The sequence below is a fragment of the Sphingobium trunci genome (assembly GCF_022664535.1).
Classification (GTDB): Bacteria; Pseudomonadota; Alphaproteobacteria; order Sphingomonadales; family Sphingomonadaceae; genus Sphingobium.
In genome coordinates, this window is record NZ_JAKUJY010000008.1 from 43,369 (window position 1) to 60,238 (window position 16,870).

The following is a 16,870-nucleotide window of genomic DNA, read 5'->3' on the forward strand; positions in this document are numbered from 1 at the left end:
GGCTGGGCGGATCCTGTCGAAGTTCCACCCAGCGGCCTGAGATCCCGGCTTGCGCCGGGATGACGGTCTTCAGTCGACCACTGCCACCATATGGGGCAGCTTGGCGATGGCACCGCGAACTTCCGCCGTGTCTTCCAGCTCCACCACGCGGTGCATCTTGCCAAGGCCCAGGCCGATCAGAATCTTCTTCTGGGCTTCGGGGCGGCGGATCGGCGAACCGACCTGCTTGATCTTGATGGTCTTTTTCTCTTGGGCCATGTCGATTACTCCGCAATCGCTTCGGCGTCGGCCTGGGCGACCTCGGCCGAGGCACCGCCGCGACGAAGCAGATCGGCGACCTTCTTGCCGCGACGCTGCGCCACCGCCTTGGGGCTGACCTGCTCACCCAGCGCCGCGAAGGTCGCCCGGATCATGTTATAGGGGTTCGACGTGCCGTTCGACTTGGTCACGACGTCCGCGACGCCGAGGCTTTCGAACACGGCGCGCATCGGACCACCGGCGATGATGCCCGTACCGGCAGGCGCCGAACGCACGGTCACCTTGCCCGCACCGAAATGGCCGAGGCCGTCATGATGCAGCGTGCGGCCTTCCTTCAGCGGAACGCGAACCATCGCCTTCTTGGCCGAAGCGGTCGCCTTGCTGATGGCTTCGGGCACTTCGCGCGCCTTGCCATGGCCGAAGCCCGCACGGCCCTTGCCGTCGCCGACGACGACCAGAGCCGCGAAGCCGAAGCGCTTGCCGCCCTTGACGGTCTTCGAGACGCGGTTGATGTGAACCAGCTTCTCGATCAGCTCCTCACCCTGTTCCTCGTCGCGATTGCCGCGACGGTCGTCGCGACGGCCACGGCCGCCACGCTCGCCACGGTTGCGATCGCCGCCGCGGCCACGGCCACGACCACGACCTTCGGTCTGCTCGCCGCCTTCGACGGCGGCGGGGGCACCCGCCTGTGCCTGGATTTCGTTTTCGTCAGCCATGATCAGAACTCCAGCCCGGCTTCACGGGCCGCATCGGCCAGCGCCTTGACGCGGCCATGGAAGAGGAAACCACCACGGTCGAACACGACCTGGGTGACGCCGGCGGCGGTCGCCGCGGCGGCGACGCGCTTGCCGACATCGGCAGCCGCCTCGGAGGTGGCGCCGGTCTTACCGCGCACATCCTTGTCCAGGGTCGACGCCGACGCCAGGGTCTTGCCCTGCGCATCGTCGATGACCTGGGCGTAGATGTGACGGCCCGAACGGTGGACGCTGAGGCGCGGGCGGGTACCCGAAACAGCCTTGAGCGCGGTGCGGACGCGGCGACGACGCCGCGCGAAGAGGGAAAGCTTTGCCATCTTACTTCTTCTTCCCTTCCTTGCGGAAGATGAACTCGCCGGCGTATTTGATACCCTTGCCCTTATAGGGTTCGGGCTTGCGCCAGCGGCGGATCTCGGCGGCAACCTGACCCACCTTCTGCTTGTCGATGCCGCTGATCTCGACCGTGGTGTTATCCGGGGTCTTGATCTCGATGCCCTCGGGCACCGGGAAATCGACGTCGTGCGAATAGCCGAGCTTCAGGTTCAGCACCTTGCCCTTGGCATCCGCGCGATAACCGACACCGGTGATCAGCAGCTTCTTGGTGTAGCCCTCGGTCACGCCGGTGATGAGGTTGGCGACCAGGGTGCGCTGCATGCCCCAGAAAGCGCGGGCGCGCTTGCTGTCATTGGCAGGCTTTACCGCGATCACACCATCTTCGATGCTGTAGGTCACTTCGTCTGCCAGCGGCATGGCGAGCGTGCCCTTGGGGCCCTTCACCGAAAGCTGACCGTCGGCGATGGACGCGGTGACGCCCGCGGGGACGGCAACCGGCTTCTTACCAGTACGGCTCATCAGAACACCTCCGCCAGCACTTCGCCGCCGACATTCTGCTCGCGCGCTTCGGCGTCGGACAGAACGCCGCGGGGCGTCGAGACAATGGTGATGCCGAGGCCATTGCGGATCACCGGCAGTTCCTTGGAACCGGAATAGACGCGGCGGCCCGGCTTGGACACGCGGGCGACATGCTTGATCGCCGGCTGGCCTTCGAAATATTTCAGCTCGATGCGCAGGCCGGGATGCTTGCCGAGCAGTTCCTCGGAATAGCCACGGATATAGCCTTCGCGCTGCAGCACGTCGAGCACGCGGGCGCGCAGCTTCGAAGCGGGGGACACAACGCTGTCCTTCTTCGCCTGCTGCCCGTTGCGGATGCGGGTGAGCATATCACCCAGGGGATCGGTCAATGCCATCTCAAATGATCCTTACCAGCTCGACTTGGTGACGCCGGGGATCAGGCCCTTGTTGGCCAGATCACGCAGCTGCACGCGGCAGAGGCGGAATTTGCGGTAATAGGCCCGGGGACGGCCCGTCAGCTCGCAGCGGTTACGCACGCGGGTCGGATTGCCGTTGCGGGGGATTTCCGCCATCTTCAGACGCGCGATCAGACGATCGCTGTCATCAGCGGTCGTATCATTTGCGATCGCCTTGAGCTTCGCATAGCGGCCGGCATATTTCTTCACCAGCTTCTTGCGGCGCTCGTTCTTGTTGATCGAACTCAGTTTCGCCATGACTTAAGTTCTCTTTCTTGCCTAACGGTTGGAAAGAGAAGCAGGGCCAGATTCCCTAAAAAGGGCTTCAGGCCGCCTGCTTCTCTTCGAGCGGGAAGGGGAAACCGAAGAGACGCAGCAGTTCGCGCGCTTCCTCGTCCGTCTTCGCCGTGGTGGTCACGATGATGTCCATGCCGCGCACCTTGTCGATGCGGTCATAGTTGATCTCCGGGAAGATCAGCTGCTCCTTGATGCCGAAGGCATAGTTGCCACGGCCGTCGAAGCTCTTGGGATTGAGACCACGGAAGTCGCGCACGCGGGGCAGCGCGATGTTGATCAGGCGGTCCAGGAACTCATACATGCGCTCGCGGCGCAGCGTGACCTTGGCGCCGATCGGCATGCCTTCACGCAGCTTGAACTGCGCGATCGACTTGCGGGCCTTGGTGATGACGGGCTTCTGACCAGCGATCAGCTCCATCTCTTCCGCGGCCGACGTGACCTTCTTCTTGTCCTGGGTCGCTTCGCCCACGCCCATGTTGAGCGTGATCTTCTCGATCTTGGGAACCTGCATGACGTTCTGGTAACCGAACTTCTCGGTCATCGCCTTGGCGATTTCGGCGTCATACTGCGCCTTCGAGCGCGGGGTGTACTTGTCGCTCATTACAGCACCTCACCGGACTTGACGGCGACGCGGACCTTCTTGCCGTCGCGATCCTCGAAACGGACGCGGGTCGGCTTGCCATCCTTGTCGGCGACAGCGACGTTCGAAATGTGGAGCGGCGCGGGCTTGCGCTCGATGCCACCCTGCGGGTTCGCCTGGTCGGGCTTGCGGTGACGCGCATGCACGTTGATGCCTTCAACGAGGACCTTGTCGGCCTTCGGCAGCACCTGCAGGACGGCGCCGGTGCGGCCCTTGTCCTTGCCGGCCAGGATGACGACCTTGTCGCCCTTCTTGATCTTGGCAGCGCTCATTACAGCACCTCGGGGGCGAGCGAGATGATCTTCATGTGCTTCTTGGCGCGCAGTTCGCGAACGACCGGGCCAAAGATACGGGTGCCAATCGGCTCCTCGTTCTTGTTGATGAGCACAGCGGCATTGCCGTCGAAGCGAATCACGCTGCCATCAGCGCGACGCACGTCCTTGGCGGTGCGCACGATGACGGCGCGATGCACGTCACCCTTCTTCACCTTGCCACGAGGCGCAGCTTCCTTGATCGAGACGACGATGATGTCGCCCACGCTCGCGAAGCGACGCTTCGAGCCGCCCAGCACCTTGATGCACTGGACGCGCTTGGCGCCGCTGTTGTCAGCGACGTCAAGATTGGATTGCATCTGGATCATGGATCCGGTTCCTTCTTATTTGGCCTACCGGGACAATTCCCGGCGGTTCCGAATTTCATTGCCTAGAGTCTCTCGGATGAGCCTTTGACTCTACGCGAAGCGCGGGCCTGTACCCTTTCCCGGAGGAAAAGGCCAGCCCCGCGCGACACTTTTAATCCAAAGGCTCAGCGAGCCTCCCTCAAGCGGCCGTTTCCGGCGACTTGTGGGTGTCCACGCGCTCGATGACCTTCCAGGTCTTGAGCTTGGAAATCGGAGCGGTCTCCTCGATGCGGACCGTTTCGCCTTCCTTGTAGACATTGCCCTCGTCATGGGCATGGTACTTCTTCGAACGGCGGATGATCTTGCCGTAGAGCGCATGCTTAACCTTGCGCTCCACGCGAACCACCACCGTCTTGTCGGTCTTGTCGGAAACCACCGTTCCCGTCAGCACGCGCTTGGGCATCGTGTGTTTCCTTCTTATTTCGCAGCCGAGCGCGAACGCTCGGACTGAAGGGTCTTGATCTGCGCGATCGACCGGCGAACTTCACGCACGCGGCTGGGCTTTTCCAGCTGGTTGGTGGCCGCCTGGAAACGCAGGTTGAACTGCTCGCGCTTCAGGTTGTTGAGTTCGGTCGACAGCTCGTCGTCCGTCTTGGTCTTGAGGTCGGCAACGTTCGCCACGGCTTAGCCCTCCAGGTGCGAGGTGTCGCCGAGGCGGGCAACGACCTTGGTCTTGATGGGCAGCTTCATCGCGGCGCGCGAGAAGGCCTCTGCTGCGAGCGGGCCGGGCACACCGTCCAGTTCGAACAGGATGCGGCCGGGCTTTACGCGGGCCGCCCAATATTCGACCGAACCCTTGCCCTTGCCCTGACGGACTTCGGCGGGCTTCTTCGAAACCGGCACGTCGGGGAACACGCGGATCCACAGACGGCCCTGACGGCGAAGGTGACGCTGGATCGCGCGGCGAGCCGCTTCGATCTGGCGTGCGGTAACGCGCTCGGGTTCCAGAGCCTTCAGACCATAGGCGCCGAAGTTCAGAGCCGAACCGCCCTTGGCGTCGCCCTTGATCCGGCCCTTGAAGGTCTTGCGGAACTTCATTTTTTTCGGTTGCAGCATGACGCTATTACCTTCTTATCTTCAGCGCGCCGGGCGCACGCCGGAGGTCTGAGCCTCCAGCATCAGCCGGTCGGTAGCCATCGGATCGTGACCAAGGATTTCGCCCTTGAAGATCCAGACCTTGATGCCGCAGACGCCATAAGCGGTGTGCGCTTCGGCTTCGGCATAATCGACGTTCGCACGCAGCGTGTGCAGCGGAACGCGGCCTTCGCGATACCATTCGACGCGGGCGATCTCCGCGCCGCCCAGACGGCCGCCGCAGGTGATCTTGATGCCTTCAGCGCCCAGACGCAGCGCCGACTGCACCGCGCGCTTCATCGCACGGCGGAACGCCACGCGGCGCTCCAGCTGGTCGGCAATACCCTGAGCCACGAGCTTCGAATCGATTTCCGGCTTGCGGATCTCGACGATGTTCAGCGACACGTCCGAAGAAGTGAACTGACCCAGCTTCTTGCGCAGCTTCTCGATGTCCGCGCCCTTCTTGCCGATGATGACACCGGGACGGGCAGCGTAGATCGACACGCGGCACAGCTTGGCGGGACGCTCGATCACGACCTTGGAGATCGCGGCCTGCGGCAGGTTCTTCATGATATACTGGCGGATCTTCAGATCCTCCAGCAGCAGGCGGCCATAGTCGGCGCCTTCCGCGAACCAGCGGCTGTCCCAGGTGCGGTTGATCTGCAGGCGCAGACCGATCGGATTGCTCTTGTGACCCATGTCTCTTACGCCTCCGCTTCTTCAGCTGCTTCGCGAACGACGATGCGCACGCGGCTGAAGGGCTTCAGGATCCGGGTCGACTTGCCGCGGCCGCGGGCGTGGAAGCGCTTCATGGTGAAGCTCTTGCCCACCGATGCTTCCGCGACGACCAGCGCGTCGACGTCCAGATTGTGGTTGTTTTCCGCGTTGGCGATGGCCGAAGCCAACACCTTGCGCACGTCGACCGCCATCGCCTTCTTCGAGAAGGCGAGCACGTTCAGCGCGTCCTCGACCTTGCGGCCGCGGATCAGCGCCGCGACCAGGTTCAGCTTCTGGGCCGAACCGCGGATTTGCGTGCCGACGGCGAGCGCTTCATTGTCGGCGACGCGACGGGGAGCCTTTTCCTTGCTCATTAGCGCTTGCCCTTCTTGTCGGCGGCGTGGCCGGGGAAGTAGCGGGTCGGGGCGAATTCGCCCAGCTTGTGACCCACCATCTCCTCGTTCACGGAGACCGGAACATGCTTGCGGCCGTTATAGACGTTGAACGTCAGGCCGACGAACTGCGGCAGGATGGTGGAACGGCGCGACCAGGTCTTGATCGGACCTGCACGGCCACCGGCGTCCTGCGCGGCTTCCGCCTTCTTCAGAAGGCTGAGGTCCACGAACGGACCTTTCCAGACGGAACGAGCCATCTCGCTTACCTCTTCTTCTTAGCGTGGCGGCTACGGATGATGAACTTGTCCGTCGCCTTGTTGTGGCGGGTGCGTGCACCCTTGGTCGGCTTGCCCCAGGGCGTGACCGGATGACGGCCGCCCGAGGTCCGGCCTTCACCACCGCCATGCGGGTGATCGACCGGGTTCTTCGCCACACCGCGCGTCAGCGGACGCTTGCCCAGCCAGCGGTTGCGGCCGGCCTTGGCAAGGTTGGTGTTGGCATTGTCCGGGTTCGACACGGCACCCACGGTGCCCATGCAGTCCGAACGGATATAGCGCTGCTCGCCCGAGGACAGGCGAACCATCACCATGCCACGATCGCGACCGACCAGCTGGGCATAGGTGCCCGCCGAACGGCAGAGCTGGCCACCCTTGCCGGGCTTCATCTCGATATTGTGGATGATGGTGCCGACCGGCATCTGGCCGAGTTCCATCGCGTTGCCCGGCTTCACGTCGGTCTTCTTGCCCGCGACGACCTTGTCACCGGGGGCCAGACGCTGCGGCGCCAGGATATAGGCCTGGGTGCCGTCGGGATAGTTGACCAGCGCGATGAAGGCGGTGCGGTTGGGGTCATATTCCAGACGCTCGACCGTGCCTTCCACGTCCCAAAGGCGACGCTTGAAGTCGATGATGCGATAGCGCTGCTTGTGACCGCCGGCGATGCCGCGCGAGGTCACATGGCCCTTGTTGTTGCGGCCGCCGGTCTTGCGCTTGCCTTCGGTCAGCGCCTTGACGGGCTTGCCCTTGTGCAGGCCGGAGCGGTCGACCAGGATCAGGCCGCGCTGGGCGGGACTGGTCGGGTTATAAGTCTTCAGCGCCATGGTCAGCGCACTCCTTCGGTGATGTCGATCGACTGGCCATCAGCCAGGCGAACGATCGCCTTCTTGACGTCCGAACGCGTGTAGGGCTTGCCCTTCCACTTCTTGGTCTTGCCCTTGGCGACCAGCGTGTTCACGCTCTTGACGGTCACGCCCCAAATGGCTTCGACGGCGGCCTTGATCTCCGGCTTGGAGGCGTCGTTGGCGACCTTGAAGACCACGGCGTTGTTCTCGGAGAGAAGCGTCGACTTCTCGGTGATGACCGGCGCGACGACGACGTCATAATGACGGTTGTCGACGGTGGCGGCGTCTTTCTTAGCCATTGAAACGGGCCTCCAGCTTTTCGACCGCGGCGCGGGTCAGCACCAGCGAGTCGGCCTTCAGGATGTCATAGACGTTGGCGCCAACGGCCGGCAGCAGGTTCACGCCGACGATGTTCGCCGAAGCCTTCGCGAAGCTCACGTTCACCGCGTCGCCGTCGATGAACAAGGCCTTGTTGAGGTTCAGCTTGGCGAGGTGCGCGACCAGAGCCTTGGTCTTGCCTTCCGCCACGTCCAGATTGTCGAGAACGATCAGCGAGCCGTCCTTGGCCTTCGACGACAGGGCCATTTTCAGGCCGAGCGCACGAACCTTCTTGTTGAGGTCGTGGCCGAAGGTGCGGGCACGGGCACCGTGCGCCTTACCACCGCCGATGAACACGGGCGCCTTGCGGTCGCCGTGACGGGCCGTGCCGCCACCCTTCTGGCGGCCGAACTTCTTGCCCGTGCGGGCAACGTCCGAACGCTCACGGGTAGCGCGGGCCGGAGCGCGACGCTTTTCGAGCTGCCAGGTGACGACGCGGTGCAGAATGTCGGTGCGGGGCTCGACGCCGAACACGGCATCGTTCAGCTCCAGCTCACCGGCGGCTGCGGCGTCGAGGGTCTGTACATTGACCTTCATGGATTAGCCCTCCTGGCCTTCGGTCGCTTCGGGAGCAGCCGCTTCTTCAGCGGGCGTCTCGGCCGGAGCGTTGTTGCTGTTGGCAGCCTGCTTCAGGCTCGCCGGATAGGGCGCGTCGGCCGGGCGCTTCACCTTGACGGCGTCGCTGACGGTCAGCCAGGTGCCCTTGGCACCCGGAACGCTGCCCTTGACGAACAGCAGGCCGCGCTCGACGTCCGTGCGGACGATCTCAAGGTTCTGCTGGGTCCGCTCGCGGTCACCCATGTGACCGGCCATCTTCTTGTTCTTGAAGACGCGGCCCGGATCCTGACGGTTACCGGTCGAACCATGGGCGCGGTGGCTGATCGACACGCCGTGGGTGGCGCGCATACCGCCGAAGCCCCAGCGCTTCATGGCACCGGCGAAACCCTTACCCTGGGTGTGACCGGCGACGTCGACCAGCTGGCCGGCGATGAAATGATCGGCCGCGATCTCAGCGCCGACATCGAGGAGCGCGTCCTCGGCGACACGGAATTCGACCAGACGCGCCTTCGGTTCCACTTCCGCCTTGGCGAAGTGGCCGCGCTGCGGCTTGGCGACATTCTTGACCTTCGCGACGCCCGCGCCCAGCTGAACCGCGACATAACCGTCACGCTCGACTTCCTTGCGAGCCACGACCTGATTGCCCTCAAGGGCCAGAACCGTAACCGGAACATGACGTCCGTCCTCCTGGAACAGACGGGTCATCCCGACTTTCTTAGCGATCACGCCTGTGCGCATCACTGATTACTCCCATAGAGGCCCGCCTTAGCAGCGGGCGTATCCAACGAAAAAACCGCTCAGGATTTCTCCTTCGCGGCCCAACCCAAATATAGATCACCCCGTCCGGGTTGGATGCCGATCCCTCCCGGGAAAGGCGACGGGGGACCAGGACCACGCGCCGTTCCGGTTCACCGGAAGGGCCGTGCGGTATCCCTTGTGTCGTTTGAGCTTCCGCCCTCTAAAAATAGAGCGCCGGAATACCCGATACCCTGCCCGCCAGAAGGAGAGCAGGGACTTGCCGGCGCTTAGGCCAGCTTGATTTCCACGTTCACGCCGGCAGCCAGGTCCAGCTTCATCAGCGCGTCGACCGTCTGCGGCGTCGGCTGCACAATGTCAAGCATGCGCTTGTAGGTGCGGACCTCGAACTGCTCGCGCGACTTCTTGTCGATGTGCGGACCACGGTTGACCGTGAATTTTTCGATGCGCGTCGGAAGGGGAATCGGACCGCGGATAAGGGCGCCGGTGCGGCGGGCGGTGTCGGCGATGTCGCCGGTCGCCTGATCAAGCACGCGATGATCGAACGCCTTGAGGCGAATGCGGATGTTGCTGTCCATTGTTCCTGTACCGATGCGAAAGAGCCAAAAACCGGAGCATTTTCAAAAATCAGCCGGAGCAGCCGATGACTTATGAAAATGCGCCAACAAAAATTTACCGCCCCGTTTCTGGCCCTTCTAGCTCAGGCGAGCCGGAGAAAGTCGATCCGGGGCGGCGAAAAACTCAGCGGCGCGAATCAGGCGATTCGCGCCGCTGCGGTCCTATATTACTTCGAGATCGTGCCGACAACCCCTGCACCCACGGTGCGGCCGCCTTCGCGGATGGCGAAGCGCAGACCGGCATCCATGGCGATCGGAGCGATCAGCTTCACGCCGAGCTTCACATTGTCGCCAGGCATGACCATCTCGGTGCCTTCGGGTAGGATCACTTCGCCGGTCACGTCCGTGGTACGGAAGTAGAACTGCGGACGATAGTTGGCGAAGAACGGGGTGTGACGGCCGCCTTCTTCCTTCGACAGGACGTAGACTTCCGCGTCGAACTCGGTGTGCGGGGTGATGGTGCCGGGCTTGGCCAGAACCTGGCCACGCTCGACTTCTTCACGGCCCACACCACGGATCAGCGCACCGATATTGTCGCCGGCTTCACCCTGGTCGAGCAGCTTGCGGAACATTTCGACGCCGGTCACGGTGGTCTTGCGGGTATCCTTCAGACCGACGATCTCGACTTCTTCACCGACCTTGACGATCCCGGTCTCGACGCGGCCGGTCACCACGGTGCCGCGGCCCGAGATCGAGAACACGTCTTCGATCGGCATCAGGAAGGGCTTGTCGACCGGACGCTCCGGCTGTGGGATGAACGAGTCGACGGCAGCCATCAGCTGCAGAACGGCGTTCTTGCCGATTTCGTCGTTCGAACCGTCCAGGGCCTTGACGGCCGAGCCGGGGATGACGGGGATGTTGTCGCCGTCGAAGTCGTAGGACGACAGCAGTTCACGGATTTCCAGCTCGACGAGCTCCAGGATTTCCGGATCGTCGACCAGATCGACCTTGTTCATGAACACGACGAGCTGCGGCACGCCGACCTGGCGGGCGAGCAGGATGTGCTCGCGGGTCTGCGGCATCGGGCCGTCGGTGGCCGACACGACCAGGATGGCGCCGTCCATCTGGGCCGCACCGGTGATCATGTTCTTGACGTAGTCGGCGTGACCCGGGCAGTCGACGTGCGCGTAGTGACGGGCTTCGGTCTCATATTCGACGTGGGCGGTCGAGATGGTGATGCCGCGCTCGCGCTCTTCGGGAGCCTTGTCGATGTTGGCATAGTCCACGAAGGTCGCGCCGCCGGTTTCGGCAAGCACCTTGGTGATCGCTGCGGTCAGCGAGGTCTTGCCATGGTCGACGTGACCGATGGTGCCGATGTTGCAGTGCGGCTTGTTCCGCTCAAACTTAGCCTTAGCCATTTTATCCTACCTTCTAATCAAATCAGCTTTGGTCTGACCGCTCGGCCGCGCCTCGCGAAGGCGCGTCCATAGCAGCAAATTCAGAGAATACCAGCCCCTAACCGAGCCGTTTTCACGGCCCGGCCGGAGAAAATTATCAGGCCATCTTCGCCTTGACTTCATCCGCCACATTCTGCGGCACTTCGTCATAGTGCGAGAAGATCATCGAATAGTTCGCACGGCCCTGGGTGAAGGACCGCAGCGAGTTCACATAGCCGAACATGTTGGCCAGCGGAACCATCGCCTCGACGACCTGCGCATTGCCGCGGCTGTCGGTGCCCTGGATCTGGCCGCGACGGCTGTTCATGTCGCCGATGACGTCGCCCAGATATTCCTCCGGGGTGACGACCTCGACCTTCATGACCGGCTCGAGCAGGGTGATGCCCGACTTCTGCGCCGCTTCGCGCATGGCGGCGCGGCCGGTGATTTCGAACGCCAGCGCCGACGAGTCGACGTCGTGATAGGCGCCGTCATAGAGCAGGATTTCGAAGTCGATGATCGGGAAGCCGATGAGCGAGCCGGTGGCCGCCGTTTCGCGCATGCCCTTTTCGATCGCGGGGATATATTCCTTGGGAATATTGCCGCCCTTGATCTCGTCCTTGAAGATGATGCCCGCGCCGCGCTCGCCCGGCGTCAGCTTCACCTTGATGCGGCCGAACTGGCCGGTGCCGCCCGACTGCTTCTTGTGGGTATAGTCGATGTCGACCGGCTTCTTGAGATATTCGCGATAGGCCACCTGCGGCGCGCCGACATTCGCCTCGACCTTGAACTCGCGCTTCATGCGGTCGACGAGGATCTCGAGGTGCAGTTCGCCCATGCCCTTGATGATGGTCTGGCCCGATTCGTGGTCGGTCGAGACGCGGAAGGACGGGTCCTCGGCGGCCAGGCGGTTGAGCGCGATGCCCATCTTTTCCTGGTCGGCCTTGGTCTTGGGCTCCACCGACAGCTCGATCACCGGCTCGGGGAATTCCATCCGCTCCAGGATGATCGGCGAGCGCTCGGCGCACAGCGTGTCCCCGGTGGTGGTTTCCTTCATGCCGGCCAGCGCGACGATGTCGCCCGCATAGGCGGTGTCGATATCTTCACGGCTGTTGGCATGCATCAGCAGCATGCGGCCGATCTTTTCCTTCTTGTCCTTCACCGAATTCAGGTAGCTGCCCTTGGTCAGCGTGCCCGAATAGATGCGCAGGAAGGTCAGCGAACCGACGAACGGGTCGTTCATGATCTTGAACGCCAGGCCCGCGAACGGTGCATCGTCCGAGGTCGGACGGCTGTCCGGCTCGTCGGTGTTCGGGTTGATGCCCTGCACGTCGGGAATGTCGAGCGGCGAAGGCAGATAGTCGACGACGGCGTCGAGCAACGGCTGCACGCCCTTGTTCTTGAACGCGGAGCCGCACAGCACCGGCGTGAACGCCTGTGCCAGCGTGCCCTTGCGGATCAGCTTCTTGAGCGTGGCGACGTCGGGCTCATTGCCCTCCAGATAGGCTTCCATCGCCTCGTCGTCCTGCTCGACGGCCAGCTCGATCAGCTTTTCGCGATATTCGGCGGCCTTGTCGGCGAGGTCGGCCGGAATTTCCTCATAGGAGAATTCGGCGCCCAGATTCTCATCCTTCCAGATGATCGCGCGATTCTCGACCAGGTCGACCAGGCCCTTGAAGTCCGATTCCGCGCCGATGGGCAGGTACAGGACGGCCGGGGTAGCGCCCAGGCGATCGATGATCGTCTGTACGCAATAATAGAAGTTGGCGCCGGTGCGGTCGAGCTTGTTGATGAAGCACATCCGCGGAACCTTGTACTTGTCCGCCTGGCGCCACACGGTTTCCGACTGCGGCTCCACGCCCGCGACGCCGTCGAACGCGGCGACGGCACCGTCCAGCACGCGCAGCGAACGCTCGACCTCGATGGTGAAGTCGACGTGGCCGGGGGTGTCGATGATGTTCAAGCGGTGGTCGTTCCAGAAGCAGGTCGTCGCAGCCGACGTGATCGTGATGCCGCGCTCCTGCTCCTGCTCCATCCAGTCCATGGTGGCGGCGCCGTCATGGACTTCGCCGATCTTGTAGGACTTGCCGGTATAATAAAGGATACGCTCGGTCGTGGTGGTCTTGCCGGCGTCGATATGAGCCATGATACCGAAATTGCGATAGCGTTCGAGCGGATGGCTGCGGGCCATGATGCTTCTCCGTTGCCGGCGCGCCGGCGGTCAAGTGAATGAGTCTTGCGGCTGGCCCCTAAACCAATCCGTCCGCCATGGGTAGCCCCACGGCGAACGGACCGTTTTCGAAAGCCGGATGTCGAGACGGGCACATAGGCGCCCGCGACGATATTACCAGCGATAGTGCGAGAAGGCGCGGTTCGCTTCCGCCATGCGGTGCGTGTCTTCGCGCTTCTTGACGGCATTGCCGCGGTTGTTGGCCGCGTCCAGCAGCTCGCCCGACAGGCGGGCGGCCATGGTGGTCTCGCTGCGATTGCGCGACGCGGTGATCAGCCAGCGGATGGCCAGCGCCTGGGCGCGCTCGGGGCGCACCTCGACGGGAACCTGGTAGGTCGCACCGCCGACGCGGCGGCTGCGGACCTCGATGCCGGGCTTCACATTGTTGAGCGCGTCATGGAACATGCCGATCGGGTCCTTCTTGGACTTCGCTTCGACAGTTTCGAGCGCACCGTAAACGATGGACTCGGCGACGGCCTTCTTGCCGTCCTGCATGATGCTGTTCATGAACTTCGACAGCACGATATCGCCGAACTTGGGATCGGGCAGGATAACGCGCTTTTCGGGGCGACGACGACGTGACATGTTTTAGTCTCCCTTACTTCGGACGCTTCGCGCCGTACTTCGAACGGCTCTGCTTGCGGTCCTTGACGCCCTGGGTATCCAGAACGCCGCGCAGCACATGATAGCGCACACCGGGAAGGTCGCGCACGCGGCCGCCGCGGATCAGCACGACGCTGTGCTCCTGAAGATTGTGGCCTTCACCCGGAATATAGGTGATGACTTCGCGCTGGTTGACCAGACGCACCTTCGCCACCTTGCGGAGAGCCGAGTTCGGCTTCTTCGGGGTCGTCGTGTAGACGCGGGTGCAAACGCCGCGCTTCTGCGGGTTCGCTTCCATCGCAGGGACCTTCGACTTGGTCTTCTGCAGCTCGCGGCCCTTGCGGACCAGCTGGTTGATCGTTGGCATGAAGCCCTTCACCTTTTCAGTTACTTTACCGGAACCGTCCCCGCCTCCTGCCACCCGAAAGCGAATCGCCTCCAAACAGCAAAGGCCCCGGCGGAAAACCCGCCCGGAGCCGCAAAGAGCACCGGTAATGTTCAGCTCTGCTTGCCCCAAGGACCGAACGGGAGCGGACGAATCCCTCACACTCCGCACCTTTGGGCAGGCGCGCCTATAGCGAGGCTGGCCGAAAGGGTCAAGGACGCCCCCGGACAAGCCTCCCGCCGGTACGCTCGACCATGGTGAAGACAGCGTTAGCAAATTGATAAGAAGAGTGAATCTATTCTGAACCGGTGCCGCCATGCCGGCGGACCCATGGACAGAATGTGACCCAGCTTTCGACCATCACCGGCGAGTTCCGCAATCCGGACAGGGAGGCCGCTTTCCAGGCGGACCGCCTGCCCGAATCGCAACGCCATGCCCGCATGCTCTTCCTGCTGTCGGCGATCCTCAATGCGCTCTTTCTCCTCAGCGACTGGCGCTTTGCCGGCACGCCGCATTTCTGGGTCGCCGTTCCGGCGCGCGTCGCCGTGGTCCTGTGGTCGCTGGTCTGCCTGTCCTTCTGCCGCTACATGGCGAATTTCCGGGCTGTCGAGCGGATCTGCTTCGCCTGGCAGTTCGTCACCGCCGTCGGCGTCGCCTTCCTCGTCTCCTCGCGCAGCGACATCGCGATCTTCGTGCTCGTGATGCTGCCGCTGATCTTCTACCTCGTGGTGCCGACCAGTTTCCGCGGCAATGTCGGCGGCGGGCTTGGCTGCGCGGCGCTGCTCCTGGTGGGCTATCTTGCCCCAGCGCCCTTCGCCCCCACCGCACCCGGCATGGTGATGGCGGTGCTGATCCTCCATTGCGGCATGTGGATCGCCATTGCCCGCACCAACCGCCTCCAGCGGCAGGAATGGACCGCCAGCCAGGTGGCGCAGAGCGCCCGCGCCGCCCTCGCCGCCAACGGCGAAACGCTGGAGCGCATGTTCATGTCGGTACCGATCCCGCTGCTCGTCACCCGCTTCGACGGATCGGTCCTGCGGACGAACAAGGCCGCGAACGAAGCCTATTCGGCCGGAAGCGAAGAAACGCTCATCGACATCGAGAAGAGCTATGTCGACATGGACCTGCGGAACCGTCTTTTCGAAAAGCTGCAACGCGGCGAGCCGGTCGACAATTTCGAATGCAGGCTGCGCCGCGCGGACGGGGAAATCCGGGACGCGCTCATATCGTCCCGGCCGATCGTGATCGATGGCGAGGATTGTTTCATGTCGAGCGTCGTCGACATAACCGACCGCAAGGAGGCGGAACGGCACCTCGCCCATATCGCCATGTCGGACGCGCTCACCGGCCTCGCCAACCGCTCCCATTTCATGGCGACGCTGGCGCAGGCCTCCGCCGCCACCGGCCGGTCGGGCGGACAGATGGCAGTGGTGCTGATCGACGTCGACGAATTCAAGCGGATCAACGACAGCGCCGGACATGACGCGGGCGACGCCCTGCTGTGCGCCGTGGCGGAACGGCTGCGCGATGCCGTGCGCCCCGGCGATCTGGTCGCGCGCATGGGCGGGGACGAATTCGCCGTGCTGCTCACCCGGCTGCGCAACGCCTCCGATCTGGACGTGGTGCTCAACCGCATGACCGCCCAGTTGCACCAGCCCCTGAACCATGGAACCCGCGACATCGATTGCCGCGTGTCGATGGGCGTCGCGCTCTTCCCCGACCATGCGGGGGACATCGCCGACCTCATGAAGCATGCCGACATCGCCCTTTACGAGGCGAAGAATAACGGCCGGGGCCGCGCCTGCCTCTTCGAACCCGGCCTGCTGGAACGCTGGCAGCGCGAGGCGCAGATGCTGGAGCGCGCCCGCGACGCGCTGGTCCACGCCCCGCCCACGCCCTGGTATCAGCCCAAGGTCGATCTTTCGACCGGCCAGGTCATCGGCTTCGAGGCGCTGCTGCGCTGCGTCCGCCCCGACGGCTCGATCATCATGCCGGGCGAGATTGCCGCCGCCTTCGAACATTCGGAGCTCGGCCGCCTGATCACCGAACGCATGCTGGCCCAGGTGCTGGCGGATTGCCGCCGCTGGCAGGACCAGGGCCTCGAATTCGGCCATGTCGCGATCAACGTGCCGGGCGTCGAGTTGCATGACGGCAGCTTTCCAGACCGGCTGTTCGATGCGCTGGACGCCACCGGCGTTCCGCCGCGCCGGATCGAGCTGGAAGTCACCGAATCCGTCTTTCTCGGCCGCAACGCCGAAGTGGTGGAGCGCAGCCTGCACCGCCTGAGCGCCGCCGGCATCTCCATCGCGCTCGACGATTTCGGCACCGGCTATGCCTCACTCTCGCATCTCAAGCAGTTCCCGATCGACATCATCAAGATCGACCAGCGCTTCGTCCGCGACCTGGAAACCGACCCGGACGACGCGGCCATCGTGCGTACGGTGCTCAATCTCGCCTATAGCCTGGGCATCCGCACCGTGGCGGAGGGCGTCGAAAATCTGCGCCAACTCGATTATCTGTGCGCGGGCGGCTGCCATTTCGGGCAGGGCTTCCATTTCGGCGCGGCGGCCCCGGCATCGGAAGTCCACGCCATGCTCGCCATGAGTCGTTCCGTCGGCGCCCTCAGCCGGGCCTGAAAATTTCTCGCTTCGCCGGGAACCAAAAACCGGGCTTCACGTTTTGTCCCATTCAGCCTTCGATTCGTCACGAGTCCGCTCGGGTGGAT

25 protein-coding genes are annotated in these 16,870 nt (G+C 63.5%); 1 reads left to right on the forward strand and 24 read right to left on the reverse strand.

What is annotated here, in order from left to right; translation table 11 throughout:
- Positions 1–69: 69 nt before the first annotated feature.
- The 24 genes from rpmD to rpsL all read right to left on the reverse strand — a co-directional run bounded on the left by rpmD (position 70) and on the right by rpsL (position 14,127).
- Positions 70–258, reverse strand: coding sequence for a 50S ribosomal protein L30 (gene rpmD, locus MJ601_RS09245; protein WP_242125622.1), 189 nt, complete (start codon positions 256–258; stop codon positions 70–72).
- Positions 259–263: 5 nt separating this feature from the next.
- Positions 264–974: a 30S ribosomal protein S5 gene (gene rpsE / locus MJ601_RS09250; protein ID WP_242125624.1), complete on the reverse strand. Its 711-nt coding sequence runs from the start codon at positions 972–974 to the stop codon at positions 264–266.
- Positions 975–976: 2 nt separating this feature from the next.
- Positions 977–1,330 (reverse strand): 50S ribosomal protein L18, encoded by a 354-nt coding sequence (gene rplR, locus MJ601_RS09255; protein ID WP_176596732.1) that lies wholly within the window; start codon positions 1,328–1,330, stop codon positions 977–979.
- Between the two features lies 1 nt (position 1,331).
- Positions 1,332–1,865: a 50S ribosomal protein L6 gene (rplF, locus tag MJ601_RS09260; protein WP_242125626.1), complete on the reverse strand. Its 534-nt coding sequence runs from the start codon at positions 1,863–1,865 to the stop codon at positions 1,332–1,334.
- Entirely contained in the window at positions 1,865–2,260 is a 396-nt protein-coding gene (gene rpsH, locus MJ601_RS09265; RefSeq protein ID WP_176596733.1) for a 30S ribosomal protein S8, read from the reverse strand. Before rpsH ends, rplF begins: the two co-directional genes overlap by 1 nt.
- 12 nt (positions 2,261–2,272) lie before the next feature.
- Positions 2,273–2,578 carry a 30S ribosomal protein S14 gene (rpsN, locus tag MJ601_RS09270; protein WP_007686564.1) on the reverse strand — a complete coding sequence of 102 codons (306 nt, stop codon included), beginning with the start codon at positions 2,576–2,578 and terminating at the stop codon, positions 2,273–2,275.
- 67 nt (positions 2,579–2,645) lie between these two features.
- A complete protein-coding gene (gene rplE, locus MJ601_RS09275; protein WP_242125628.1) occupies positions 2,646–3,218 on the reverse strand; it encodes a 50S ribosomal protein L5 in 573 nt (190 codons plus the stop codon).
- On the reverse strand, positions 3,218–3,529 hold the full coding sequence (gene rplX / locus MJ601_RS09280; RefSeq protein ID WP_242125630.1) for a 50S ribosomal protein L24: 312 nt from the start codon (positions 3,527–3,529) through the stop codon (positions 3,218–3,220). The genes rplE and rplX overlap by 1 nt, the downstream gene beginning before the upstream one ends.
- Complete coding sequence (gene rplN, locus MJ601_RS09285; RefSeq protein WP_007686569.1) at positions 3,529–3,897, reverse strand: 50S ribosomal protein L14; 369 nt, start codon at positions 3,895–3,897, stop codon at positions 3,529–3,531. Before rplN ends, rplX begins: the two co-directional genes overlap by 1 nt.
- Before the next feature lie 178 nt (positions 3,898–4,075).
- A complete protein-coding gene (rpsQ, locus tag MJ601_RS09290) occupies positions 4,076–4,339 on the reverse strand; it encodes a 30S ribosomal protein S17 (protein ID WP_006960320.1) in 264 nt (87 codons plus the stop codon).
- 14 nt (positions 4,340–4,353) lie between these two features.
- A complete protein-coding gene (gene rpmC, locus MJ601_RS09295) occupies positions 4,354–4,557 on the reverse strand; it encodes a 50S ribosomal protein L29 (protein ID WP_013847759.1) in 204 nt (67 codons plus the stop codon).
- A 3-nt stretch (positions 4,558–4,560) separates the two neighbouring features.
- Complete coding sequence (gene rplP / locus MJ601_RS09300) at positions 4,561–4,992, reverse strand: 50S ribosomal protein L16 (RefSeq protein WP_007686573.1); 432 nt, start codon at positions 4,990–4,992, stop codon at positions 4,561–4,563.
- A 21-nt stretch (positions 4,993–5,013) separates the two neighbouring features.
- Positions 5,014–5,709, reverse strand: a complete 696-nt coding sequence (gene rpsC / locus MJ601_RS09305) for a 30S ribosomal protein S3 (RefSeq protein WP_066520433.1) — start codon at positions 5,707–5,709, stop codon at positions 5,014–5,016.
- Between the two features lie 5 nt (positions 5,710–5,714).
- Complete coding sequence (gene rplV / locus MJ601_RS09310) at positions 5,715–6,101, reverse strand: 50S ribosomal protein L22 (protein ID WP_242125632.1); 387 nt, start codon at positions 6,099–6,101, stop codon at positions 5,715–5,717.
- Positions 6,101–6,379: a 30S ribosomal protein S19 gene (rpsS, locus tag MJ601_RS09315; protein WP_242125634.1), complete on the reverse strand. Its 279-nt coding sequence runs from the start codon at positions 6,377–6,379 to the stop codon at positions 6,101–6,103. Before rpsS ends, rplV begins: the two co-directional genes overlap by 1 nt.
- 5 nt (positions 6,380–6,384) lie before the next feature.
- On the reverse strand, positions 6,385–7,221 hold the full coding sequence (gene rplB / locus MJ601_RS09320) for a 50S ribosomal protein L2 (RefSeq protein ID WP_046761677.1): 837 nt from the start codon (positions 7,219–7,221) through the stop codon (positions 6,385–6,387).
- 2 nt (positions 7,222–7,223) lie between these two features.
- Positions 7,224–7,541, reverse strand: coding sequence for a 50S ribosomal protein L23 (locus tag MJ601_RS09325; protein WP_242125636.1), 318 nt, complete (start codon positions 7,539–7,541; stop codon positions 7,224–7,226).
- Entirely contained in the window at positions 7,534–8,157 is a 624-nt protein-coding gene (gene rplD / locus MJ601_RS09330) for a 50S ribosomal protein L4 (protein ID WP_242125637.1), read from the reverse strand. The genes MJ601_RS09325 and rplD overlap by 8 nt, the downstream gene beginning before the upstream one ends.
- Positions 8,158–8,160: 3 nt before the next feature.
- Entirely contained in the window at positions 8,161–8,916 is a 756-nt protein-coding gene (gene rplC, locus MJ601_RS09335) for a 50S ribosomal protein L3 (RefSeq protein ID WP_242125638.1), read from the reverse strand.
- A gap of 287 nt (positions 8,917–9,203) precedes the next feature.
- Positions 9,204–9,512, reverse strand: coding sequence for a 30S ribosomal protein S10 (gene rpsJ / locus MJ601_RS09340; RefSeq protein ID WP_007686587.1), 309 nt, complete (start codon positions 9,510–9,512; stop codon positions 9,204–9,206).
- A gap of 206 nt (positions 9,513–9,718) precedes the next feature.
- Positions 9,719–10,909: an elongation factor Tu gene (tuf, locus tag MJ601_RS09345; RefSeq protein ID WP_242125640.1), complete on the reverse strand. Its 1,191-nt coding sequence runs from the start codon at positions 10,907–10,909 to the stop codon at positions 9,719–9,721.
- A 136-nt stretch (positions 10,910–11,045) separates the two neighbouring features.
- The gene (gene fusA, locus MJ601_RS09350) at positions 11,046–13,118 is read right to left on the reverse strand and encodes an elongation factor G (RefSeq protein ID WP_242125642.1); all 2,073 of its coding nucleotides are present in this window, start codon (positions 13,116–13,118) and stop codon (positions 11,046–11,048) included.
- A 153-nt stretch (positions 13,119–13,271) separates the two neighbouring features.
- Positions 13,272–13,742: a 30S ribosomal protein S7 gene (gene rpsG / locus MJ601_RS09355; RefSeq protein ID WP_013847768.1), complete on the reverse strand. Its 471-nt coding sequence runs from the start codon at positions 13,740–13,742 to the stop codon at positions 13,272–13,274.
- Positions 13,743–13,755: 13 nt separating this feature from the next.
- Positions 13,756–14,127, reverse strand: a complete 372-nt coding sequence (gene rpsL, locus MJ601_RS09360; protein WP_007686591.1) for a 30S ribosomal protein S12 — start codon at positions 14,125–14,127, stop codon at positions 13,756–13,758.
- 359 nt (positions 14,128–14,486) lie between these two features.
- Here rpsL and MJ601_RS09365 point away from each other — a divergent pair, with 359 nt between their 5' ends.
- Positions 14,487–16,781 (forward strand): putative bifunctional diguanylate cyclase/phosphodiesterase, encoded by a 2,295-nt coding sequence (locus MJ601_RS09365; RefSeq protein ID WP_242125645.1) that lies wholly within the window; start codon positions 14,487–14,489, stop codon positions 16,779–16,781.
- Positions 16,782–16,870 lie beyond the last annotated feature (89 nt).